This is a genomic window from Cupriavidus pauculus (assembly GCF_022179805.1).
GTDB classification, from domain to species: domain Bacteria; phylum Pseudomonadota; class Gammaproteobacteria; order Burkholderiales; family Burkholderiaceae; genus Cupriavidus; species Cupriavidus pauculus_E.
Genome location: NZ_BPUO01000010.1, coordinates 74,149 through 97,740, shown reverse-complemented (window position 1 = coordinate 97,740; position 23,592 = coordinate 74,149). Strand labels below are relative to the sequence as shown.

At 66.6% G+C, this 23,592-nt stretch carries 22 protein-coding genes; 11 read left to right on the top strand and 11 right to left on the bottom strand.

Translation table 11 applies throughout. The features are described 5' to 3' along the window. Positions 1 to 21 precede the first annotated feature (21 nt). Positions 22 to 978, bottom strand: a complete 957-nt coding sequence (locus MFF62_RS20905) for a Bug family tripartite tricarboxylate transporter substrate binding protein (RefSeq protein WP_238265133.1) — start codon at positions 976 to 978, stop codon at positions 22 to 24. Between the two features lie 74 nt (positions 979 to 1,052). Further along, positions 1,053 to 2,192 (bottom strand): L-talarate/galactarate dehydratase, encoded by a 1,140-nt coding sequence (locus tag MFF62_RS20900; protein WP_238265041.1) that lies wholly within the window; start codon positions 2,190 to 2,192, stop codon positions 1,053 to 1,055. Between the two features lie 279 nt (positions 2,193 to 2,471). Between MFF62_RS20900 and MFF62_RS20895 the strand changes: the two genes are divergently transcribed. Continuing rightward, positions 2,472 to 3,467, top strand: a complete 996-nt coding sequence (locus MFF62_RS20895; protein ID WP_238265040.1) for a LacI family DNA-binding transcriptional regulator — start codon at positions 2,472 to 2,474, stop codon at positions 3,465 to 3,467. Positions 3,468 to 3,488: 21 nt separating this feature from the next. On the opposite strand, the gene MFF62_RS20890 is transcribed toward MFF62_RS20895, so the two are convergent. Together MFF62_RS20890 and pdxR are read right to left on the bottom strand one after the other, a co-directional pair. Continuing rightward, positions 3,489 to 4,076, bottom strand: coding sequence for a histidine phosphatase family protein (locus tag MFF62_RS20890; protein ID WP_238265039.1), 588 nt, complete (start codon positions 4,074 to 4,076; stop codon positions 3,489 to 3,491). Between the two features lie 337 nt (positions 4,077 to 4,413). Beyond that, a complete protein-coding gene (gene pdxR / locus MFF62_RS20885; RefSeq protein WP_238265038.1) occupies positions 4,414 to 5,898 on the bottom strand; it encodes a MocR-like pyridoxine biosynthesis transcription factor PdxR in 1,485 nt (494 codons plus the stop codon). 112 nt (positions 5,899 to 6,010) lie between these two features. Between pdxR and MFF62_RS20880 the strand changes: the two genes are divergently transcribed. Further along, positions 6,011 to 6,652, top strand: a complete 642-nt coding sequence (locus MFF62_RS20880) for an FMN-binding negative transcriptional regulator (protein ID WP_238265037.1) — start codon at positions 6,011 to 6,013, stop codon at positions 6,650 to 6,652. A 16-nt stretch (positions 6,653 to 6,668) separates the two neighbouring features. Here MFF62_RS20880 and MFF62_RS20875 read toward each other — a convergent pair whose 3' ends face one another. Further along, positions 6,669 to 7,544, bottom strand: a complete 876-nt coding sequence (locus MFF62_RS20875; RefSeq protein ID WP_238265036.1) for a LysR family transcriptional regulator — start codon at positions 7,542 to 7,544, stop codon at positions 6,669 to 6,671. Positions 7,545 to 7,671: 127 nt separating this feature from the next. Between MFF62_RS20875 and argH the strand changes: the two genes are divergently transcribed. The 6 genes from argH (at position 7,672) to MFF62_RS20845 (ending at position 13,867) form a co-directional block, all read left to right on the top strand. Further along, positions 7,672 to 9,180, top strand: a complete 1,509-nt coding sequence (gene argH, locus MFF62_RS20870) for an argininosuccinate lyase (protein ID WP_238265035.1) — start codon at positions 7,672 to 7,674, stop codon at positions 9,178 to 9,180. 56 nt (positions 9,181 to 9,236) lie between these two features. After that, entirely contained in the window at positions 9,237 to 10,217 is a 981-nt protein-coding gene (locus MFF62_RS20865) for a Bug family tripartite tricarboxylate transporter substrate binding protein (protein ID WP_238265034.1), read from the top strand. An 88-nt stretch (positions 10,218 to 10,305) separates the two neighbouring features. Next, entirely contained in the window at positions 10,306 to 11,361 is a 1,056-nt protein-coding gene (locus tag MFF62_RS20860; RefSeq protein ID WP_238265033.1) for an ABC transporter substrate-binding protein, read from the top strand. A gap of 4 nt (positions 11,362 to 11,365) precedes the next feature. Further along, positions 11,366 to 12,241, top strand: coding sequence for an ABC transporter ATP-binding protein (locus tag MFF62_RS20855; RefSeq protein WP_238265032.1), 876 nt, complete (start codon positions 11,366 to 11,368; stop codon positions 12,239 to 12,241). Further along, positions 12,238 to 13,026 carry an ABC transporter permease gene (locus MFF62_RS20850; protein ID WP_238265031.1) on the top strand — a complete coding sequence of 263 codons (789 nt, stop codon included), beginning with the start codon at positions 12,238 to 12,240 and terminating at the stop codon, positions 13,024 to 13,026. The genes MFF62_RS20855 and MFF62_RS20850 overlap by 4 nt, the downstream gene beginning before the upstream one ends. Next, positions 13,019 to 13,867 (top strand): type 2 periplasmic-binding domain-containing protein, encoded by an 849-nt coding sequence (locus tag MFF62_RS20845; RefSeq protein ID WP_238265030.1) that lies wholly within the window; start codon positions 13,019 to 13,021, stop codon positions 13,865 to 13,867. The genes MFF62_RS20850 and MFF62_RS20845 overlap by 8 nt, the downstream gene beginning before the upstream one ends. Before the next feature lie 21 nt (positions 13,868 to 13,888). Here the strand turns inward: MFF62_RS20845 and MFF62_RS20840 are convergent, their stop codons facing one another. Then, the gene (locus MFF62_RS20840) at positions 13,889 to 14,692 is read right to left on the bottom strand and encodes an SDR family NAD(P)-dependent oxidoreductase (protein WP_238265029.1); all 804 of its coding nucleotides are present in this window, start codon (positions 14,690 to 14,692) and stop codon (positions 13,889 to 13,891) included. Positions 14,693 to 14,867: 175 nt separating this feature from the next. Between MFF62_RS20840 and MFF62_RS20835 the strand changes: the two genes are divergently transcribed. Beyond that, positions 14,868 to 15,809: a GlxA family transcriptional regulator gene (locus MFF62_RS20835; protein ID WP_238265132.1), complete on the top strand. Its 942-nt coding sequence runs from the start codon at positions 14,868 to 14,870 to the stop codon at positions 15,807 to 15,809. A gap of 13 nt (positions 15,810 to 15,822) precedes the next feature. Here MFF62_RS20835 and MFF62_RS20830 read toward each other — a convergent pair whose 3' ends face one another. The 3 genes from MFF62_RS20830 to MFF62_RS20820 all read right to left on the bottom strand — a co-directional run bounded on the left by MFF62_RS20830 (position 15,823) and on the right by MFF62_RS20820 (position 19,102). Then, positions 15,823 to 17,211 carry a tripartite tricarboxylate transporter permease gene (locus tag MFF62_RS20830; protein ID WP_238265028.1) on the bottom strand — a complete coding sequence of 463 codons (1,389 nt, stop codon included), beginning with the start codon at positions 17,209 to 17,211 and terminating at the stop codon, positions 15,823 to 15,825. 18 nt (positions 17,212 to 17,229) lie between these two features. Next, on the bottom strand, positions 17,230 to 17,706 hold the full coding sequence (locus tag MFF62_RS20825) for a hypothetical protein (RefSeq protein WP_238265027.1): 477 nt from the start codon (positions 17,704 to 17,706) through the stop codon (positions 17,230 to 17,232). Between the two features lie 109 nt (positions 17,707 to 17,815). Beyond that, complete coding sequence (locus MFF62_RS20820; RefSeq protein ID WP_238265026.1) at positions 17,816 to 19,102, bottom strand: hydroxymethylglutaryl-CoA reductase, degradative; 1,287 nt, start codon at positions 19,100 to 19,102, stop codon at positions 17,816 to 17,818. Between the two features lie 111 nt (positions 19,103 to 19,213). On the opposite strand from MFF62_RS20820, the gene MFF62_RS20815 reads away from it, so the two are divergent. Further along, complete coding sequence (locus MFF62_RS20815) at positions 19,214 to 20,605, top strand: aminotransferase-like domain-containing protein (RefSeq protein WP_238265025.1); 1,392 nt, start codon at positions 19,214 to 19,216, stop codon at positions 20,603 to 20,605. A 19-nt stretch (positions 20,606 to 20,624) separates the two neighbouring features. On the opposite strand, the gene MFF62_RS20810 is transcribed toward MFF62_RS20815, so the two are convergent. After that, on the bottom strand, positions 20,625 to 21,191 hold the full coding sequence (locus tag MFF62_RS20810) for a YcbK family protein (protein ID WP_238265024.1): 567 nt from the start codon (positions 21,189 to 21,191) through the stop codon (positions 20,625 to 20,627). Positions 21,192 to 21,217: 26 nt separating this feature from the next. Beyond that, positions 21,218 to 22,831 (bottom strand): L,D-transpeptidase family protein, encoded by a 1,614-nt coding sequence (locus MFF62_RS20805; RefSeq protein WP_238265023.1) that lies wholly within the window; start codon positions 22,829 to 22,831, stop codon positions 21,218 to 21,220. A 186-nt stretch (positions 22,832 to 23,017) separates the two neighbouring features. Here MFF62_RS20805 and MFF62_RS20800 point away from each other — a divergent pair, with 186 nt between their 5' ends. Then, positions 23,018 to 23,473: a universal stress protein gene (locus tag MFF62_RS20800; RefSeq protein WP_238265022.1), complete on the top strand. Its 456-nt coding sequence runs from the start codon at positions 23,018 to 23,020 to the stop codon at positions 23,471 to 23,473. The last annotated feature ends 119 nt before the right edge of the window (positions 23,474 to 23,592 follow it).

Sequence of the window (23,592 nt, the reverse complement as noted above, 5' to 3'; positions counted from 1 at the left end):
TGCTGCGGCCGCCGGAGAGGCTTAGTCGGCCGTGATGTTCCCGGTCTGGATGACCTTCTTCCAGCGGGCAAATTCCGATGCCTGGAACGCGGTGAACTGTTCCGGCGTATTGGCAACCACCTCGAAACCGAGTTCGAGCAGCTTGGGCTTGTTGGCCGGATCGTTCATCGCGGCGACCACGGCGTTATGCAGCTTGGCCTTGATATCGGCCGGCAGCCCCTTGGGGGCGGCGATGGCCTGCCACGAATACACGGTCACGCCCTTGTAGCCGAGTTCTTCCATGGTCGGCACATCGGGCAGGATCGGCGAACGCTTGCTGCTGGTGATGGCCAGCGCGCGCAGCTTGCCGGCCTTCAGGTGCGGCACGGCGGTATTGATGTTCATGAACGTGGCATCCACCTGGCCGCCGAGCAGGTCGTTCAGCGCCGGGGCGCCGCCCTTGTACGGCACGTGTACGCCGGTGGTGTTGGTCTGCTGCCAGAACAGTTCGGCGGTCAGGTGGTCGCTGGTGCCGTTGCCGGCCGATGCGAACGTCATCTTGTTCGGATTGGCCTTCTCGTAGTTGATGATGTCCTGCAGCGACTTGTGCGGCGAGGCCACCGGCACGGCCAGGATGTTGGGCGCCTGCACGGCCACGCTGATGTAGTCGAAGTCCTTGGTCGGGTCATAGCCGGCGGTCTTGGTCAGGTGCGGACCAATCACGAACGGGCCCAGCGACGACACGAACAGCGTGTAGCCATCGGCCGGCGCGCGCTTGGCGGCAGCCGCTCCGATCATGCCGGCCGCGCCCGGGCGGTTGTCCACCACGAAGCTGCCGCCAAACGTCTGCTGGAACTTGGCGCCCAGGATGCGGGCGATGTTGTCGGTCGAGCCGCCCGGCGGGAACGGCACGATCATCGTTACGGGCTTTTCAGGCCAGGCCGCGTGGGCAGCGGCCATCGTGACCCCGAGCAGCAGCGATACCAAGGCTTTCTTCATCATCGTCGTCTCCTTTTGTGCTGGTTTTTTCTGGTGTGATGTCTTGATGTTGTCTGACAACTGCGGACGCAGGATCAGCTTGCGCCGAACTCCGCCTGCTCGCGGGTCCAGGCGCGAGCCTGTTCGCTGACGGTCAGTCCCAGGCCCGGGCGGGTCGGGACGATGATGCGGCCGTTGGCGATGTCGAGCCGCTCGTTGAACAGCGGTTCGAGCCAGTCGAAATGCTCGACCCATGGTTCGCGCGAATAAGCGGCCGCCAGATGCACGTGCAGTTCCATGGCGAAGTGGGGCGCGATCATCAGCCCGGCGTGCTCGGCCAGCGCGCAGACCTTCAGGAACGGCGTGATACCGCCCACGCGCGGCGCGTCGGGCATCAGGTAGTCGGCAGCGCGGTGGCGAATCAGGTCCCAGTGCTCGGCGGCGCTGGTCAGCATCTCGCCCGTGGCGATGGGCGTGTCGAACTGCTGCGCCAGCGCGGCGTGGCCTTCGTGGTCATAGGCGTCGAGCGGTTCCTCGATCCATACCAGGTTGAACGATTCGAACGTGCGGCACATGCGCTGCGCGGTGGGGCGGTCCCATTGCTGGTTGGCGTCGACCATGATCGGCACCGCATCGCCAAGCTTCTCACGCACGGCCGAAACGCGCTGGATATCGATCTTGCCGTCGGGCTGGCCTACCTTGAGCTTGATGCCGCCAATGCCGCGTTCCACCGAGGCGGCGGCGTTGACCATCAGTTGATCGAGCGGCGTATGCAGGAAGCCGCCCGACGTGTTGTAGCAGCGCACCGAATCACGATGCGAGCCCAGCAGCTTCGCCAGCGACAGGCCGGCGCGCTTGGCCTTGAGGTCCCACAGCGCCACGTCGAAGGCGCCAATCGCCTGCGTGGACAGGCCGCTGCGGCCCACCGATGCGCCGGCCCAGCACAGCTTGTCCCACAGCTTGGCGATATCGCTCGGGTCCTCGCCCAGCAGGGTGGGGGCGATCTCGCGGGCATGTGCGAACTGGCCGGGGCCGCCGGCGCGCTTGGAGTAGCTGAAGCCCAGACCCTCGTGGCCGTTGGCCGTGCGGATCTCCGCAAAGAGGATGGCCACTTCCGTCATCGGCTTCTGCCGGCCGGTCAGCACCTTGGCGTCGCTGATCGGCGTGGCCAGCGGCAGGTAGCAGGACGACAGGCGGATGGAAACAATGGCGTCAGAGGCGGGCGAGGAAGTCATGAACGGGCGCATCCTGATGAAACGTCAAACCGGTGTCGAAGACTTCGGACATCGTATGACATCGTTGTCAAAAAACGGCCGGAATACGGCCGATCTGCATTGCTGCTGCGGTGCTACTGAACGGTATAGGCGTTGCTATAATGCGGGCCGTCGTTTGACCGACCCGGCAGGTGTGAAGAATGCTAACGTTGTCATTCTGGTCGGTCAACCGCTAAGGCGGCACTTGGCGTAGTCGTTTACCCGCAGCCGTCACATCGCAACTTATCTTCGAACAAGGCAATGTCCGATCCATCCCCAAGCAAGTCCGTGACGCTGCACGACGTAGCCCGCGAGGCAGGGGTGTCCCTGATCACGGCCTCGCGCGCGCTCAGCAACCCGGGCCTGGTCTCGGACAAGACCATTGCCCGCGTGCGGCAAGCCGTGGAGGTGACCGGCTATATCCCGAACCTGCTGGCGGGCGGGCTGAAGTCGCGCCGCAGCCTGACCGTGGCCGCGCTGGTGCCCAATATCGCCGTGGCGCAGTTCCTGCCCACCGTCAAGGCGCTGACCGATGCGCTGGACGTGGCCGGCTACCAGTTGATCCTGGGGCAGACCGGCTATGACCATGCCCGCGAGGAAGCGCTGCTGGGCACGATGATCAGCCGCCGGCCCGACGGTATCGTGGTGACCGGGCTGGTGCATGCGCAGGCATCGCGCGACCGCCTGCGCCGATCGGGCATTCCAGTCGTGGAAACGTGGGACCTCAGTGATCGTCCGGTCGACATGGCCGTGGGGTTCTCGCACCTCAAGGTGGGCAGCGCGGTGGCCGGCTATTTTCTGGCCAAGGGCTGGCGCCGCTTCGGCATTGCCACCGGCGACGACCAGCGCGCGGCCGTGCGGCGTGAAGGCTTTATCTCGACGCTGGGCTATGACGTGCCCACCGCGCGCGTGCCGGCACCGAGCAGCCTGGGGCTCGGACGCCAGGCGCTGAGCGACCTGCTGGCGCAGGATCCGCGCATCGAAGCCATTTTCTGCAGCTCGGACCAACTGGCCCAGGGCGTGATGGAAGAGGCCAGGGCGCGCGGGCTGCGCGTGCCCGAGGACATCGCAATCTGCGGCTTCGGCGACGCCGACTTCGCCGCGCACATGGCACCGGCCCTGACCACGGTGCAGGTCGATGGCGCGGGCATCGGCGTCCTGGCGGCCAACCTGCTGCTGGAACGCTGCCGGGGCGAGACGGTGAAGCAGCCGGTGGTGGATGTGGGGTTCAGGATCGTGGAGCGGGGATCGACCTGAGGGGGGCGGTCTTTCAGTCGGTCAGTCGGTCAGTCCGACGGCCGGGATCTCGTGAACGCGTCGCTTCTGTCCCGCTACCGGCAACTCTATCGCCACGCCGCCGCCACTATCGGCGCCGTGGCCGGTCAGCGCGGAAATCACCACTTGGTGCGTGACCAACAAGTAGGGCCCGCCGCGCGGATCAAGTTGATCGATGAAGCGCGACAACTCGCGAACCTGCGTGTCACGCGCCGCTTCGTCAGCCCCAAAGAACGAATTCAGCAGTGGTTGCACCCGTACCGGTCCCAGGTCGATCAGCCTGGCCGTTTCCTGGCACCGGCACCACGCGCTGCTGAGCACCTGTGTCGGACGGAAACCGGACGCCTTCCAGCGTTGCCCCAACGCCGTGGCCTGTGCTCGCCCGCCAGCGTCGAGATTGCGCTGCGTGCCGCAGTCGTCGAGCCGAAACTGCGGCGGATCTCCCACCCCGGGCGCCCGCGCGTGCCGCAATACCACGACGGTATTCGGCCGATTCAACGTGCCGGACGGGAGCGCCGATTCGGCGTGGGCGTGCAGCGACGTGGCGAACCAGCCGGACGCGGCAACGAGGAAATGGCGGCGGGTTGGCATGGTGGGGCGGAGCAGGGCGGGTGGGTTTTACGATAGTGCATTCAGGAAGCCATCGCCCGATTTGGTGGGAACCAGGTCTAGACTGCTGCATTAGCCATTGCAACGAGGTGCCGTGATGCGGACGTTCAACATCCGTTTGGCAAGAACACTTTTGTCTAGGTTGGTCGCACAGGTTGCTGCTGGCAGCGTGCAGCGCGTTGGAGGGGAGCCATCGACCGCGCCCGAACCCGTGCAACGTCTGGGGTTCTTAGCCGGTCGCATCAGGGGGTCCGATGACTTCGACCGCATGGGTCAACGAGAAATCGAATCGCTTTTCGGTGATACCAAATGACGCGGATCAAGCCCGTGTAACCCCGGAAGCCACCGCCCGAATCACCCCCGCCAGCCGCTGCGCCGCGTCCTCGATCTGCCTGTCTCCGAATCCGCCAAATCCCAGCACCAGCCCGCCCGGCCGCTTGTTGCCCGCATACATCGGTGACACGGCGCGCACGGCTACGCCGGAATCGGCGGCGTGCTTTACCACTTCGCGGTCGTCGATGCCCGGTGCCAGCCATAGCACCAGGTGCATGCCCTGGTCGGATGGCTGCAGCCAGGCCAGTTCCGGCGGGATGGCGCGTTGGATGGCCTCCATCACGAACGCGCGGCGCTCCGCATGCACGCCGCGCACGCGGCGGATATGGCGGTCGAGGTGTCCTTCGGCGATAAAGGCGGCCAACACGTGCTGCTCAGCAGTGGGCGGGTGGCGATCCATCAGTACGCGGGCGCCGATGAACGCGTCGACCAGGGCATCGGGTACCACCGCGTAGCCTAGGCGCAGGGACGGATAGAGGATCTTGCTGAACGTGCCCAGGTAGACCACGCGTTCCGGCGCCAGGCCCTGCAGCGACGGAAACGGATGTCCCGCATAGCGCAATTCGCTGTCGTAGTCGTCTTCCACGACCCACGCCTGCTGCGCATCGGCCCAGGCCAGCAGCGCCTTGCGCCGCGCCATGCTGAGCGGCATGCCCAGCGGATACTGGTGCGATGGCGTGACGAACGCGGCCCGCGCGTCGCGTGCCAGGGCGATGCCGGCCTCGACGTCGATGCCTTCGTCGTCCACGGGCACGCGCACGATGCGGTCGCGGGGACCGGTGCTTTCCAGAATGGCCGTGATACCGCGATAGGCGGGGTTTTCCACCCACACCGGGTCGGCGGGCTCCAGCAGCACCTGGCACGAGAGAAACAGCCCCTGCTGCGTGCCCGTGGTGATCACCACCTGTCCGGCGTCGCAATGCACCGAGCGCGAGCGGCGCAGGTAGTCGGCGATGGCCTCGCGCAGCGGCCGCGTACCCTGGGGCTCGCCGTAGCCGGCCGGCTGCGCACCGCCGCCCGCGCGCAGGCGGTTGCCCAGCCGGCGCCATGCTTCGTTGGGTGCGGCGGCGCCTGCTGGCACCGACACGGCGAACGGTACCTGGGGCAGCGCCGTGAATTCCTTGGCAATCGATGCAAACGCCTGGGCCGCCGCCGGCAGCCGGATGTCGCCGCGCGCACGGCGGGGCGTGACCGGTGCGGGCGTCAGCGCGGCCACGCGCGTGCCGGCGCCGTGCTGCGCGGTGCATACGCCTTCGGCCACCAGTTGCTCGAACGCCTCCACCACGGTGCCACGCGATACGCCAAGCGCCTCGGCCAGCGCACGCGTGGACGGCAACGATTCGCCCGGCTTCAGGTCGCCGCACGCCACGGCATCGCGCAGGGCCTGTACCAGTTGCCGGCTCAGCGGCCCGGCGTCGCGGTCCAGCGCGCCAATGAACGGGATTTCGGGCACCTTGGCGGTTCTGGACATAGGGAGATAGCGGAGAAAGTGGTCTGATGAAATCGGCACAAACTGGCCCTACACTCTACGCCAGTTTGATCGGAAAATACGCCCACATTCCCAGAACAATGCCGGAGCAGTCATGTACGTCCCCGCCCATTTCGAACTCGCCAGCCAGCACGCCATGCATGCGCTGATCGCCGCTCACCCGTTTGGCACGCTGTTCACGCATGGCCGCAGCGGCATGGACGCCAATCACATCCCGTTCGAACTCGAACCCGATCACGGCGAGCACGGCCTGCTCAAGGCCCACGTGGCGCGCGCCAACCCGGTCTGGCAGGACGTGGCCAATGGCGACGAGGTACTGGTGGTGTTCCGCGCGGGCGATGCCTACATCTCGCCGAACTGGTATCCCAGCAAGCACGAGGCCCACAAGCAGGTGCCGACGTGGAACTACCAGGTTGTGCACGCGCACGGCCGCGTCACGGTGCATGACGACGAGCGGTACGTGCGCGGCGTGGTGGCCCGGCTCACACGCCGGCACGAAGCCAGCCAGCCGAAGCCGTGGAAGATGTCCGACGCGCCCGCCGATTTCATCGACACAATGCTGCAGTCCATCGTCGGCATCGAGATCGAGATCACCCGGCTGCAGGGCAAGGTCAAGCTGGGCCAGCACAAGGATGTTCGCGACATCCGGGGCCCGGGCGAAGCGCTGATGGCCCAGGGCAGCACGCAGATCGGGCAGGCCATGCTGGACAGCGCCGACGCCAAGGAACGCGGCTGAAGCGGCCGGGTTTGCCTCAGCCGCGCATGACGTGCCGCACGCAGTCCAGGAATTCCTGGGCCAGGGCGGGCACGGGATGCTGCTGGCTGTGCAGCACGTAGCTTTCGAAGTGGATGGCGGGCTCGAACGGCAGGACTTTCACGCCGGGAAACTTCAGGTTGCGCACCACGAGCGGATTCACCACGCTGACGCCCAGGCCCATCTCCACCATCGCGCAGATCGTGGCGGCATAGGGCGTTTCCAGCGTCAGCACGCGCCCGTCTGGCGCGAACGCGGCGTCGATCAGCGCCCGCGTGCCATCGCCGCGCGTGAGCGAGATAAACGGCTCGCCGTCGAGATCCTCGGCACGGATGCGGCGCTTCCTGGCCAACGGGTGCTGGGCCGGTACGATGCAGACGCCCGATTCGCGCCGCAGCGCGTCGCTGCGCACGCCGGCCATTTCCACCAGGTACGACACCAGCCCGAAGTCGCAGAAGCGTGACGCCGTCCACTTGGCCACGGTGGGCGAGTCGCTGGTATGCACGGCGATGGGCACATCGGGGTGCCGCTCGCGGAAGCGGGCGATGGCCGCCGACATCACGGTCATCGCAATCGATGGCACGGCGCCGACCCGCAGCGTCCCCACGCCTACCTCGCGGATCGACCGCGCCGACGCCTGCAGGCTGTCCAGGCCCACGAAGGCTCGCTCCACGTCGCGGAACAGCGCCTCGGCCTCCACGGTCGGGGTCAGGCGTCCGGCGATACGCGTGAACAGCGGGAACCCGCTTTCCTTTTCCAACTGGGCGATCACGCGGCTGATGTTCGGCTGCGAGGTGTGCAATTGCGTGGCGGCAACGGTCATCGAGCCCGACAACATCACCGCGCGAAACGCTTCGATCTGCTTGAAATTCATGGTGCTGGACGGCAGCCTGGGATGCGGCGATGGTATATCAAATCCGTATTTGGTCACCGAAAATACTGATTTGACGATATGACAGCGCGATTCCCATACTGGGTTCCATCAACGAGGAGAAAGTTGCATGGAATCGAAAGTCAGCCGTCGCCTGACGCAAGCCACCGCCCCCGAGGTCTGCGAGCACATCTATCTGCCGCGACTGAATCGTGAGTTCGTCCCCGGCTTTCGCTATCTCACCGACATCAACCAGGCGCACCTGCTGATGCTGCATGGCGCCGGCCTGGTGCCCGCCGACGTGGCCGCCCGGCTGGCGCAGGCGCTGATCGACATCGAGCAGCAAGGCCCGGCCGCCGTGCCCCTGGACCCGGAGCGCGAAGACGCGTATTTCAATTACGAAGCTCGCTTGATGGAGGTGGCCGGCGCCGATGCTGGCGGGCGCCTGCATGTGGCGCGCAGCCGCAATGACATCCTCGCCACGCACGACCGGCTGCGCGCCCGCGACACCGTGCTGGCGCTTCTCGCCGCGCTGACCGATACCCGCGACGTGGTGCTGCACAAGGCCGAAACCCACGCCGACGCCGTGATGCCGGGCTATACGCACTTGCAGGCCGCGCAGCCGATTACCTACGGCTACTACCTGTCCGGCGTGGCCCAGGCCATGGGGCGCGATATTGCTCGCCTGCGCCATGCGCTGGATGGGCTGGATGCCTGCCCGCTGGGCGCGGGCGCACTGGCCGGCACGGCCTTTCCGATCGACCGCGCCGCCACGGCACGCTGGCTGGGCTTCTCCACGTACGCACCCAATTCGCTCGACGCGGTGGCGTCACGCGACTTCGCCTGGGAAATCCTGTCGGCCATCACGATTGCCACCGTCACGTGGGGCCGTGTGGCGCAGGACCTGTTCATCTGGGCGACGCCCGAGTTCGGCCTGATCGACTTTTCGGATAGCGTGGCCGGCACATCGAGCATCATGCCGCAGAAGAAGAACCCGGTCGTGCTGGAATACCTGAAGGGCAAGGGCGGCCACATGATCGGCCTGCTCACGGCGTCGCTGGCGGCGCTGAAGGGCACCAATTTCACGCACACCGGCGATGGCAACCGCGAGAGCATGCGCGGCTTCTGGGAAGCCACCGACGAGGCGCTGCGCTGCGTAAGCCTGCTGAAGCTGGTGCTGGAGCACGCCACGCCGCAGCGCGCCAACATGCTGTCGCGGGCGCGCCGCGATTTCTCGTCGGCCACCGATCTGGCCGACATGCTGGTGCGCGACGCCGGCATGTCGTTCCGCGAAGCGCACCACGTGGTGGGCGCCGTGGTGCGCGAGGCGCTGGACCGGCGCATTCCCGCCTGCGAGATCGACAGCGCCATGGTCAACGACGCCGCACTGCATCACACGGGCCGCGCGCTGCACCTGGATGCCGAAACCGTCGCGCAGTGCCTGGACCCGGTGCACGGCGTTGCGGCCCGCATGGCCGTGGGCGGCCCGGCGCCTGACCTGGTACGTGATCAGGTCGCGGCCCAGCTTGCCGCGCTGGCACGTGACCGCACCGACATCGACGCGCTGCGCAACACCGTGGGGACGAATCGTGCCACGATGAAGCGCGCGGTCGAACAACTCGCCAGCCTGCACGCATAAGCGGGCAAGCAGCCTGCCAACTGTTTCCCCTTTGTCCGACCCGGAGACTTGCCCTCATGAAACCGATTGCGCATGCACTCGCCGCCGCTTCGCTGGCACTGGCTACCGCCCTGGCTGCACCGCTGGCCGCAGCGGGCCCGTTCCCTGACAAGCCGATCCGGCTGGTGGTGCCGTTCCCGCCCGGCGGCACCACCGACCTGCTGGGCCGTGTGCTGGCCAACCGCCTGTCCGAAACGCTGGGCCAGCAGGTGATCGTCGATAACCGGCCCGGCGCCGGCGGCACGATTGGTTCGGACGTTGTCGCCAAGGCGCCGGCCGATGGCTACACGCTGATGTTCGGTACCGTGGGCACGCAATCGATCAACAGCTCGCTCTACAAGCGGTTGCCGTTCGACGCGCAGAAGGATTTCACGCCGGTGGCGCTGTTCGCGGGCGTGCCGAATATCCTGGTGGTCAATCCCAAGGTGCCGGCCAAGAACGTCAAGGAACTGGTGGACTATGCCCGCGCGCACCCCAATGCGCTGAACATGGGCTCGGCCGGCAATGGCACGACCAATCACCTGTCTGGCGAGCTGTTCAAGTCGATGGCCGCCGTGCAGATCGTCCATGTGCCATACAAGGGCAGCGGCCCGGCCATGGCCGACCTGCTGGCCAACCAGGTGCAGCTCATGTTTGACAACCTGCCCGGATCGCTGCCGCATGTGAAGGCTGGCCGGCTGCGCGCACTGGCCGTGACCAGCGCCACGCGTTCGCCCGCGCTGCCCGACGTGCCAACCATGGCCGAAGCCGGCATCACTGGCTACGAGGCCGATGTGTGGTTTGGCGTGGTCGGACCCAAGGGCCTGCCGGCCGATGTGGTGGCCAGGCTGTCGGGCGAAATCACCCGCATCGCCCAGGACAAGGCCATGCGCGACAAGCTGCTGCAGGCCGGCGCGTCGCCGCTGACCGCCACGCCGGCGCAGTTCTCGGGCCTGATCCAGCATGACACGGTGAAATGGTCGAAACTCGTGCGCGATTCCGGGGCCAGCATCGACTAGCCAATATCGATAGTCAAAAGTCTTCGTTGTGTGCGGGGGCAGCCGTTCGCAATACTGCGTGCGGAAACTGCACTCATCACACAACGATATGGCCCTCGAAAACTCGAATCCCGCGCCCGGCCGCCGTGGCGCGCTCAAGCAACTGGCATCGCTGGCCGTGGCCGGCAGCATGGGTCCGCTGCTCGCGGCCTGCTCCCGGGGCGACGACGCCTCGAAACCGGCCACTGGCGCCCAGGCGCCAGCCGTGGTCGGCAAGGCCGGCGACAAGGTCAGCTTCAAGTATCCCGACAACCCGACATTCGATCTGGTCTACCTGGCCGACCAGCTCGGCTATTTCGAAGGCACCAATACCCGGCCCAACTACATTGGCAAGGTGGCCGCGCCGCAGATCATCCCGCTGACTGGCACGGGCGAGATCGATTTCGGGTCGCGCATGGTGCCGCTGGTGATCTCGGCCGTGGCGGCCGGGGCCGATCTGAAGGTGGTGGCGGCGGGCAACCGCACGCTGCAGGACGCGCCGCACATGAAGTACTTCGTGCGCAAGGATTCGGGCATCAGCGCGCCGAAGGACCTGGAAGGCAAGACCATCGGCATCAACAGCTTTGGCGCCTGCGCCGAGTTCGTGACCAAGACCTTCCTGCGCCAGAAGGGCGTGGACGTCAACAAGATCAACTTCGTCGTGATTCCCGACGACCAGGCCGAACAGACGCTGGCTACCGGCAACACGGACCTGGCCATCATCCACGCGCCATTCTCGGGCCGGGCCGACCATGCGGACAAGCTCACGCGACTGTGGAGCGATTTCGACCTGGACGGCGGACTGGGCGGCATGCAGCCGTACAGCGTGCACGGCAAGTTCCTGCGCGAGCATCCGGAAAACGTGCGGGATGTGGTGACAGCGCTGGCCAAGGCCGCCAACTGGGTCAACGCCAATCCCGAGGACGCGCGCAAGCTGGTGTCCAAGCGGATCAACCTGCAGCTCGAGTACGTGGACCGCTACGCCTACGTGGAAAACCTCGTGGTCACCGAGCCGCCGATCCAGTACTACATCGACGTGCTGGAGGCCGAAGGCAAGCTGACCAAGGGCAAGGTGGCCGCGCGCGACATCTATACCAACGCGTTCAATCCCTTTGCCAAGGCCTAGCACCATGAGCCACAAGATCGTGGCGCGTGGCGTCACCATGGACTATGCCGTGCGCAATGAGGCGGGCCAGGCCGACAACGTGGCCGTGCTGCGCGAATTCGATCTCGATATCCGCGAGGGCGAGTTCCTTTCGATCCTGGGGCCGTCGGGCTGTGGCAAGTCCACGTTCCTGAGCATCCTGGCCGGCTTGACCGAGCGCACTGGTGGCGAGATTGCCATCGACGGGCTGCCGCTGCGTGGCATCAACCCCGCGCAGGGCGTGGTGTTCCAGGGCTATGCGCTGTTCCCGTGGCGTACCGTGCTGCAGAACATCGAAGTCGGCCTGGAGATTCGCGGCGTGGCCAAGGCCAGGCGCCGCGCGGTGGCGGAGGAATATCTGGAACTGGTGGGCCTGCACGGCTTTGGTCACCGCTATCCGCACGAGATTTCCGGGGGCATGAAGCAACGCGTGGCAATCGCTCGGTCTCTGGCCTACCAGCCCGAGGTGCTGCTGATGGACGAGCCGTTTGCCGCGCTCGACGCCCAGACCCGCGAGATCCTGCAGGGTGAACTGCTGCGCATCTGGGAGCAGCGGCGCAAGACCATTGTGTTCATCACCCATAGCCTGGACGAGGCGATCTTCCTGTCCGACCGCATCGCCGTGATGACGCGGCGCCCCGGCACGGTCAAGCAGATCATCGACGTTCCGCTGGCACGCCCGCGCGCCCCCGAGGTGCGCAATTCGCAGGCATTCATCGCACTGCGCCAGCAGGCCTGGGACATCCTCAAGGACGAAGTGCAGTTCGCCAATCCGGCGGCGGTGCCGCGTCCGCTGGGCGCCACGGCCAGCCCCGGCGAACGGCTGCACGGCGAGCGCGTGGCGGCGAGGGCAGTGTCATGAGCCGCGCCGCTTCGCTATCGCGCGTGGGCGACCGCGCGCTGGGACTGTTCGGTATCGTCGCTTTCCTGCTGGTCTGGGAACTGGTGCCCCGGCTGCATATCGTCAGCGATGCCTACCTGAGCCCGCCGTCGCAGATCATCGTCACGATCTGGGACCTGGTCAGCAGCGGCACGTTGTTCCGGCACCTGTTCGCCAGCCTGCAGCGATCGCTCTACGGGCTGCTGTCGGCCATTGGCCTGGGCGTGACGCTGGGGCTGCTGATGGGCTGGTTCAACCGCTTCGAAGCCGTGGTCGATCCGATCCTGCAGCTATTCAGGCAGACGTCGGCGTTCGCGCTATTCCCGGTGTTCATCCTGTTCCTGGGCATTGGTGAGACGTCGAAGGTGGCCATCATCTTCTGGGCGTCGTTCTGGCCAGTGCTGTTGAGCACGATCAGCGGCGTCAAGCAGGTGGACCGCCTGCTGATCGATTCCGCGCGCTCGATGGGTGCCAACCGGCTGTTCGTGTTCCGCAAGGTGGTGCTGCCGGCGGCGTCGCCGTCGATCTTCACGGGGGTGCGGCTGGCCGGCACGTACTGCATCACGGCGCTGGTGGCGGCCGAGATGATCGGCGCGCATTCCGGGCTGGGCTTCCTGACGCTGAATTCGCAGGAGGTATTCCAGATTCCCACGATGTACGCAGGCATCCTGCTGCTGGCCCTGCTGGGGCTGGCGCTGAACTACGCGCTGGCAATCGTGGAACGGCGCCTCACGCGCTGGCGCAAGGGGCTGACGCTCAATGGCTAGGTCATCGCGTTATACGTGGATGGCTGTCGCGCTGGCGCTGGCCGGCGCGGCGATCTCGGCCGCGTGGGGTGTCGGCCGGACGGTGGCACCTGGCCCATGGCTCGAAGCGGTGCAACAGCGAGGCACGCTGGTGGTGGGCGTACGCCAGTATGCGCGGCCGGCGCCGCCAAAAGCACCGACACCGCCCGAGCCCGATCACTTCGACGTGGCCATGGCGCGCTTTGTGGCCGACCGCCTTGGCGTGCAACTGCAGGTGCGCGGGCTGCCTGGCGAGCCGGGTTCCCCGGCATGGCAGGCGGCACAGCGCGAGGTCGATATCGTGATCGCCGGTGCCACCAATGCCGGCAGCAAGCTGCAGCCGGTGACATCGGCCTATGCGGTCGGCGACGGTTCGCTGCTGGTGCTGCGTGGCAGTCGCTACCAGCGCAGCCAGGACTTGCGTGGCCAGCCGGTCTGCGTGGGGCAGGGCAGTGCCTATGCCACGCGCATCGCGCAGGATTTCGATGGGGTGCCGAAGGTCTATGCGTCGTCGATCCGCGCCGCCAGCGGCTTTCTGGCTGGTGAATGCCAGGCGCTGGCCGACGACGCGCCGGTCATCGCCCGGCTGCAGACGCTGCCGGAGTGGCGCTTCTACCGGACGGTGGATGGTGCCGTGCAGGCCGACGGTGAAGCGGCCCGCATCGGCCTGCAAGCGGCCGATCCACAGTCCGCCGCGTGGTTCGACCACGCCGTGCGCGACTGGCGCCACGACGGCGCGCTGGAGCGCGCCCGGACGCAGCGCGCCGGAGACGTCGCATACGAGGCCAGCCAGCTTCAGGATGGCCTGGTTTGCCATTCCTGAGCCAGCCGGCCGCGTGATACGTCAGGCCGCCTTCACGTAACGCGGTGCCGGCGTATTGCGCGACAGTACGCCGGCCATCGCGCCGCGCGCCGCTTCGTAGTCGTTCCAGTGCTCCACGGCGTGCAGCGACGGGATCGTGATCAGTTCGCCCTGGTCGAAGCCGACCAGCGCGGCATCCACCATCTCGGTGGCCTTCATGACGATGGCCGGGTCCAGGTGCTCGACAGGCAGGCCGCCCGTTTCCCAGAAATCAGTCGCCGTGGCGCCAGGCAGTACAGCCTGCACACGCACGCCACGGCCACCGAGTTCGTGGTGCAGAGACTGGCTGAACGCCGTCACGAACGCCTTGCTGCCGCCGTAGACGCCGTTGAGCACTTCCGGCGCGATGCTGACGATCGACGAGATATTGATGATGGCGCCCTTGCCGCGCGCCACGAAGCCCGGCACGGCCGCGTAGGTCAGCCGCGTGAGCGCGGTGACGTTCAGGTCGATCATCTTCGTCATGGTCTCCACGTTGCTGTCGAGCAGCGGGGTGTGGGTGCCGATGCCGGCGTTGTTCACCAGTAGCGTGATGCTGGCATCGTCGCGCAGCTTGGCTTCCACGGCGGCCAGCGATGTGCGGTCGTTCAGGTCGGCGGGGAACACTTCCACCGCGCGGCCGGTCTCGTCGCTGATGCGGCTGGCCAGTGCGTCCAGCTTGTCGCGGCTGCGGGCCACCAGCACCAGGTCATAGCCGCGTCGTGCCAGCCGGTCTGCGTAGATCGCGCCGATGCCCGACGATGCGCCAGTGATCAGTGCCGTGCCAAGGTGTTGTTGCTGCGTCATGATGCTTCTCCGTATGGTGTCCAGGTCGTTGGGGTGGTGCCGATGCGCGGCATCCATGTGAAGCATGGTAGGCCGGCTCACGTCTGGCGGAAATGACGTATATAGTCATGTTTCAGGACATCGACTGATATCGACTGATATCGACTGATTCGGCAAGAGCGACGTGGGGATGGCAATGCACAGGGTGGGATTTCTGCTGACCGATGGTTTCCAGGTCATGACGCTGGCGGCACAAAGCGTCTTCGAGTACGCCAACATGGCGGCGGGCGAGCCGTTTTACCGGATCGACGCGTTTTCCATCGACGGCGGGGCGGTGCGTTCGTCACTTGGCATGGCCGTGGACACCCGCCAGGCCAGCACGCGTGCCACGGTGGACACCTGGGTGCTGGCAGGCGTGGGCGACCCGCTGGCGACACCTTCGCCGCAGCCTCTACTCGACTTCGTGCGCAAGGTGGCGCCCCGGTCGCGCCGCGTGGCGTCGATCTGTACTGGGGCCTTCGTGCTGGCCGAAGCCGGGCTGCTGGACGGGCGCCGCGCGACCACGCACTGGTTCTATGCGCGCGACATGCAACGCGCGCATCCCGCCATCCGCGTGGAAGACGACCGCATCCATATCGTCGACGGCCCGATCTGGACGTCGGCCGGCATGACCGCCGGGCTGGATCTGGCACTGGCGATGGTGGAAAAGGACCTCGGCGCCGACGCGGCCCGGTCGGTGGCCCACAAGCTCGTGATGTACCAGCGACGCTCTGGCGGACAGTCGCAGCATTCGGAATTGCTGGACCTGGCGCCCAAGTCCGACCGCATCCAGAGTGCGCTCGACCACGCCCGCAAGAACCTGCACCTGCCGCTGACCGTGGAAGACCTAGCGGCGGCCGTACACCTGAGCCCGCGTCAGTTCAGCCGCGTCTTCACCGCCGAGACCGGCCAGTCCCCGGCCAAGGCCGTGGAAAGCCTGCGCCTGGAGGCCGCCCGCCTGATGATCGAACAAAGCCGCCACCCGCTGGACGTGGTGGCGAAGGAAACCGGCTTCCGAGATCGCCGGCACATGCGCGAAGCATTCATCCGGGGCTTCGGCATGCCGCCGCAGGCGGTGCGGCGGGAGGCGAGGGCATAGCCCCCGCGCCCACTCACCCCACCAGCTTCAACACCGCAGGCACGGTCAGCACCGCTGTGTAATACCCCATGAACTGCACACCGGTGTTGAAGCCGATCGTGCGGGACAGCAGTCCGCCCAGCAGGCCCATGGTCAGGATGACCAGCAGGCCCAGCACATTGCCTTCCCACACGCTGATGACCAGGATCAGGCCGACGAACGTGGCGATGATCGCTTCGTGCGAGATCTTGCGGGCCACGAACAGCGCGGCGCGGCGTGCGTAGTTCATGGCGAACGGGTAGGACACCAGCGCCGCCAGCAGCACGGCCAGCAGGCCGTAGCCGAGGAATTCCCAGTGGTTCAGCAGGTTGTGCAGGTTGTGCGTCTGGCCGGCGCCGGCGTCGACCGTGAACACCGGCGGCGCGTTGAACAGCGGCGCGGCGGGGCCGGCGGCTACCGGGCTCAAGGGCAAGCCGAAGGCGATCAGCGGGATCAGCGCCTCGGCGATGTAGGTGGCCTCGGTCACGCCATTGCGCGCGCTCAGCACCGTGGTCAGCCGGTGATAGGCGTGGCGGATGCGGCTGCCGACGATCTCGCCCAGTACCACGGTCATCGCCACGGGGCTGAACACGAAGGTCGCGCTCGACACCGCCGCCGTGCCGATGGTCCACTTCACCTGGCTGCGGTCGAGCACGCGCAGCGGGTTGGGGAAGTAGCCCGACCACCCCTTGACGTCGGGTGCCAGCGAGAACGTACGCACCTTGTCGCGGCGCATGCGGGCGCGCTCCACGGGCGAGATCGACGAGAACAGGTCGGCGATCAGCGGGCCGATGGCGATGCCAAGGAAATAGCTGATGCTGAGCTTGACGCCGAACTTGGCCGTCAGCGTCTGCAGCGCCACGATGACCACCACGAACGGCAGCAGCGCGGCCACCGATGCCCAGCGCCCGGCCGAGCTGTACGCGATGATCAGCGCCGCCACCACGAAGATCCACGGCGCCGCCTTGGTGATGGCCGGGCCGAACGGTGCCAGCAGCACGGCGAACAGCACGGCCAGCGGCACCGCCACGAAGGCCGCGATGATCGCGCCGGAGATCATCTTGCGTAGCGCGATGTGCGGCACGCCCAGATTGCGCAGGTGATTGGCGTCCTGCAGCAGCGGTGTGGCCATGGTATCGCCGGGAATGCCCAGCAGCGCCGTGGGAATGGCGTGGGTCATGTGCTTGGCCACGGCGCCCGCCAGGAAGAACGTGAACACGCCTTCGGGCGGCACGCCCAGCAGCACCACCAGCAGCGTCAGCGGCGCCAGCGTGGTGGTTTCGTCAGTGCCGGAAATCAGCCCGATGGCGGCGAACACCACGGCACCGGCCAGGCCCATGCCGGCGGCCACGAGGATATGCGACAGCAATGCGGATTCGATCATGTCGAGTCTCCTGTGGATTCAGACGGTCTGGCGCTGGGGCAGCACGGGCGACGGCTCGCTGGCCCGTACCGCGTCGCGCTGCTCGTGCGCCTGGAACAGGTCCAGCAACTGCAGTTCCCTGAGTTCGGCCACCACCGCCGGCGGCAGGTCGGCAATCGATCCCAGGCCGCCCGCGTCCTCGGCCAGTTTGCGCAGCGCTTCCTCGCGCGCGGCCGAGTGGCCGGTTTCGTTCTCGACAACGACGCGCTTGGGCTTGAACAGCACCGCGCACACCACACCCGCCACCAGGCAGCCGAACAGGCCGGCCAGCATGGCGTAGGCACGCGCCAGTTCGGCGGATTGCACCACCGCAGCCAGCAGGCGGCTGGCAATCAGGTAGCCGGTCAGGCTGATGGCGGCGCCGATGACGATGGACCAGGCCAGATGGCGCGTGTCCGCCGTATCGCCCCAGACCTCGACCAGGCGAGCGGGCGCGGCATTGTCGTGTGCATGCATGAGTTGTCTCCGGTATCGGCGGGCCTCGGCATGGCTTGCATGCCGGGCGCGCTCTGTTTTCAGCGGTGTTCCGCAGTGTTCAGCGGTGAATGGCGGCAGCCATGGTACGTCAGCGTTGGCGCAGCTCCTGCAGCAGCGCCAACGCGCGATCGGTGCGCACGTCGTGCTCGTCGGCCATGCGTCGGGCGATGCGGTCCACTTCGTCACCGGTGGCGCCGGCCACCAGTGCGATATTTCGCGCATGCAGGGCCATGTGGCCGCGCTGGATGCCTTCGGTGGCCAGCGCGCGCAACGCGCCAAGATTCTGGGCCAGGCCCACGGCCACCGCCACTTCGCCCAGTTCCTGCGCGGACCGGACGTCCAGGATCTTCAATGCGAGCTGGGCCAGCGGATGCGTACGCGTGGCGCCGCCCACCAGGCCCACCGGCATCGGCATCTCGATGGTGCCGACCAACGCGCCCGAGGTGTCCTTTTCCCAGTGCGTCAGGGACGTGTAACGCCCGCCGCGGCACGCATAGGCATGCGCGCCCGCCTCGACGGCGCGCCAGTCGTTGCCGGTGGCCACGATCACCGGGTCCACGCCGTTCATGATGCCCTTGTTGTGCGTGGCGGCCCGGTACGGATCGATGGCCGCGAACGTGTAGGCATCGATCACGCCCTCGATGATCTCGGCACCGCTGCGCTCGCGCGTGGCCAGGGTGTCCGGTGTCAGCCGTACGCGTGCCCGGGCCAGGCGCAGGTCGGCCAGGTTGGACAGGATGCGCAACCGCACCGAACCGCCCGTAATCGACTCCACCAGCGGCGATACGGCTTCGGCCATGGTGTTGACCGTGTTGGCCCCCATCGCGTCGCGTACGTCGACGATCAGGTGCATCACGATCATGGCGCCGCGCGGGGTGTCGGGAAACACATGCACCTCGATGTCCTTGCAGCCGCCGCCGAGCCCGATCAGCACCTTGTCGCGGCCATTGGCCACGGCCAGGATCTCGTCGCGCTGGCGCAGCAGCGCCTGGCGCGCGCCGTAGGGGTCAGAGATGCCTAGCACCTGTACCTGCGCCCGCATCAGCGGCCCCGAGCTCGACGCCTGGAAGCCGCCGTCGTCGCGGGCCAGCTTGGCCATGAACGAGGCGGCTGCCACCACCGACGGTTCTTCCACGACCATCGGCACCACGTAGTCGCGGCCGTTGACCTGGAAGTAGCCAGCCACGCCGAAGGGCAGGTCGAACGTGCCCACGACGTTTTCGATCATGCCATTGGCGCGATCTGTGCCCAGCGCGCCCGGTTCGGCAATCAGGCGCGCCTCGTCCGCGCTCAGCGCCGTCACGGCGGCTAAGTGTTCCAGCCGTTGTGCCGGGGTGAGTGCGCGAAAATTCGGAAGCGCGGAATCGGTTGCCATCGGTGTCTCCATGCGTGTATAGATGGAGACAGTTTAGGGACACTGTACCTCTCTAAAAAGGTACAGTTTGCCGGGACAGTCACCCGTCGCCCCTCTCGCACCGAGTGCCCCATGAGCCCAAGATCCACCTCGATTTCCGTCACGTTGGCCGATTCGCTGGAGCGCCAGATCCTGGACGGCGCCTACCGCAGCGGCGACAAGCTGCCGTCGCTGCGCGAACTGGCCCAGATGCAGGGCTACAGCAAGAACACCATCGTCGCGGCCTTCGAGATGCTGGTGGGACGCGGGCTGGTAGAGCCCCGGCGCGGGGCCGGGTATTTCGTGACCGCGCAGCCGGCGCGGCCCCGGCAGGACGACGACGCGGGGTCGCTGCACCGGGCCATGGATATCGTCTGGCTGATGCGCGAGCAGCTCAAGAGCCATCCCGACACGCTGGCCGTGGGCGACGGCTTCCCGCCCGTCGAATGGTTGTCGGAGGCGCGCCTGGACAAGTATCACCACAAGGTGGTGCGCACCGGCCTGGGCACGCTGTTCCGCTACGGAAGCCGGTTTGGCTATGCGCCGTTGCGCGATCACCTGGTGCGCAAGCTGGCCGACCTGGGTATTGGCGCCGATGCGCGCCAGATCGTGCTGACGCACGGCGCCAACGATGCGCTGGACCTGGTCATCCGTTATTTCCTGCCGGCCGGCGCCACGGTGCTGGTGGATGACCCGGGCTACTACCCGCTGTTTGGCAAGCTCAAGCTCGCGGGTGTGCGCATCGTGGGGGTGCCACGGCTGGCCGATGGTCCCGATCTGGAAGCGCTGGAGCAATGCCTGATCCGCGAGCGGCCGCGGCTGTTCTTCACGCAATCGGTGGCCCACAACCCCACGGGGTCGGACCTGTCGGCGGCCAAAGCCTTCCGCGTGCTGCAACTGGCGCAGAAATACAACCTGCTGCTGGTGGAAAACGATCCGCTGGCCGACTTCAAGCCGGCCACGCTGCCCCGGCTGTCGGCGCTGGACCAGCTTGAACGCACGATCTATATCGGTAGCTTCTCGAAGTCGTTCTCGGCTGCGTTGCGCGTGGGATTCATTGCCTGCGGCGCCGACCTGGCCAGCGATCTGGCCGATCTGAAGGCGCTGATCCACGTCAGCAGCTCCGAATACTGCGAGCGGACCGTGGACGTGATCCTGAGCGAAGGCCACTACCAGCGCTATATCACGCGGTTGCGTGCGCGGCTGGCGGACGCCACCAGTCGCGCGCTGTCGCTGTTCGACCGGATCGGGGCGGAGGTCTTCGCGCGGCCCGAGCAGTCGCTGTACCTGTGGGCCGCGCTGCCCGGCGTGCCGGACTCGCTGGCGCTGGCCGAGCAGTTGCTGCGGGAAAAGGTCATGATCGCGCCGGGCCGTGTGTTTTGCGTGGACGCTGACGCGCCGTCGCCATGGTCGCGCTACAACGTGGGGGCACTGCAGGACGCGCGGTTCGAGCCGGCGCTGCGCGCGGTGCTCGACCGGAGATAGCAAGGCGAGGGTGGGGCGCTCAGCCCCAATGCCGCACGCGGCCGGTGTCGACGTGGATGAAGTTGTCGGACTTGTAGAAGCCCACGCCGCCAATCTGCAGCGATTGTGCGGCATCGCGCAGGTCGCCCAGCGCCACGCCCGGCAGGCGGATGTCGATGGCCATGCCATCCATATGCAGACTGCGCTTGGCCACGCCGCCACCGCGCGTCTTGCGCAGCCGGTCGTTGGTCATCGGGCAGCGGTAGCCGGAAATCACCTGGAACGGGCTGTCGCTGCCCACTTCACGGCGCAGCGCGAACAGCAGGCCGAACAGCTTGGGATCGATCTCGCCGACCGTGCCCGAGTAGTGATCGCGCAGAAAGTGGTTGAGCGACGTTTGCGCCTGCGGCAACATCTGGTCGCCCATGGCGTAGACCAGCGACAGGTTTTCGCCGGTATGGGTGTGCTGGAAGGACAGCGAGCGGGCATCGGGGCCCAATGCGGCCAGCGCGGCGCGCGGTGCCAGCGTGGAGAGACCCGCGCCTAGCGCGACGGCCCCGGCGCGATGAAAGAAACGGCGACGCTGGATGGAGCTGGAATCGGGCATGGAAACTTTTACACGCGACGCGGCGTTCAGGATGGCCGTACGGCAGGCCTGGCGCCCGCGCGCTGCCGCAGCGCCTGGTCCAGTAATTTGTCCTGTCCGTAAATATCAGGCACGAAGTATACCCGGCCATCGGCGCGCGCGACGGCGGTGCCGTAGGCCAGCACCACCGGAATCGGCTGCTGCAGCGCGACCGTCTTCGATTTGCCTGACGACATTGCCTCACGAATGCGCGGCTCGGTCCATTCGGGCATGCCCTGAAGCGCGAACTGGGCAAGGGCCACCGGCGCTTCCACGCGGATACAGCCATGGCTGAAATCTCGCCGGCCCCGGTTGAACAGTTGCGGCGACGGCGTGTGGTGCAGGTAGATGGCCTGGTTGTTCGGGAAGATGAACTTGATGTCGCCCAGTGCGTTGAGCGGGCCGGGACGCTGGCGGATACGCGACTGGCCATTAAGCACTGCGTCGATATTGGCCTGGCTCAGCGTGCCGTTGGCCTGCGTGCCGGTGACGAACTCGAAGCCCTGCCGTGTGAAGTAGCCCGGATCGCGCTGCGCTTTCGGAATGACCTCCTTGCGGGCGATCGACGACGGCACGTTCCAGTACGGGCTGAACTCGATGTAGCGCATGTCCTCCTTGAACAGCGGCGTGCGGGTATCCAGCGCCTTGCCCACGATCACCTTCATCTCGAGCTGGATGTCGAGCTTGCCTTCCTGGTAGTCATAGGCGCGCAGCACGAACTCCGGCACGTTGACGACGATCATGCGCGGCCCCTCGGCCAGCGGCGTCCAGCGCAGGCGTTCCATCGTCAGCACGATCTGGTCGACCCGGGCGGCCGGCGTGACGTTGAGCTGCGCGAGCGTGCCGGCACCGATCACGCCGTCTGCGTCGAGCGCATGACGCTTCTGGAACGCCTTGACGGCATCGACGAGCGCGCCCTCGTAGCGCTGTGGCACCGCCGTGCCCGCCGGCAGGTCGCCCAGCGCTTCCAGGCGCTGCGCGAGCTGCGGCACGTCGCCGTAGGTCTGGCCCGGCGTGAGCTTGCCGCCCGGGAGGGCCGGCAACGGCTGCTTCCAGTACGGTTCGGCCGCGAGCTTGCGGTACTTAACCAGCGCATCGCGCAGCGTGCCGTACAGCGGAAACGACGGCGCCGCTTCGCGCAGGGCATCGGACAGCCGGTTGGCGGCCATCGCATTGCGCAGGTAGCTCTCGGGATCGAACGGAGGAAGATTGCTGGCCGAGAAATTCGCGTGGACCTTGCGCGGATCGACACGCCCCCGGTGCAGATCGGCCAGATAACGCGTCATGGCGCCAGTGAGCGCGCCGTCGAAGCGCTGCGTGGCATCCGCAGAGGCGCCAGGGGTGTCGACCCACTGCGCAAACGTTCGCTTCAAACCCTCGGCGTCGTAGTCATGCGGATCCAGGCCATCGGCGGTCGCATCGTTCAGCGTCTTGATCGCGGCCTGGGCCGCCTGCGAAGGCTTGCCGTCCGCAAACCACAGCAAGGGCTGCTGCGCCCACGCGCCACCGGCACTGCAGAGCAGCCAGGCCGCGCCCGCGCAAGCGAGCACGCGGCGTAGCGGCGATACCCGGGTATCGGGATTTGTCTGAAATGCAAGGTTTGCGGCAAAGGCAACAGTCATCGGTATGTGGGTGCGATAGCGTTTGTCCGTGAGGGCTATCGTATCCGAACATCGTGACGCATCCATCCCTTTGTACATCTGAAAACAAAGTTTCTACGATTGCGGCAGACATTGATTCATGTCAATCGGCCAGTCTCGCCGCCCACTATGCTTTCAACAACGGCAACGTCATGGGGAGGTAGATCAATGTACGAACGGATTCTTGTGGCGGTGGATGGCGGGCCGTCTTCAGAGCTGGCAATCGCGCAGGCCGTGGGCTTGTCCAAGCATCTTGGGGCCGAGGTCAAGGTGCTGTTCGTGGTTGACGACAGCGAGCTGTTCTTCGAATCCGCCTATATCGATCCGCAGCAGATCATCAGCGGCATGATCAGCGTGGGACAGAAGGCGCTGGCCACCGCCGCGCGCGGGTTCGAGAACGCTGGCGTGCGGTGCCTGACTGAACTCGCCGAGCGGCCAATATCTCCCGGCAACATCTCCGGCACCATCGTCAGTCACGCGGACCAATGGCCGGCCGATCTGATCATCATGGGCACCCATGGCCGGCGCGGCGTGCGTCGCGTGATCATGGGCAGTGTGTCGGAGGGGGTGATCGCCAAGTCGGCCAGGCCGGTATTGCTGATTCGCGGCGAGACCGTGCACTGATGTGGATCGCGCTCATGGTGCGCGGGGGTGCGCACCACGATTCATGCGTACAGGGATCGGGATTGTCACCAGCATAGGAAACGTTTGCCAGTGTCTTGTCTCATCCAGAAGTATGAGTA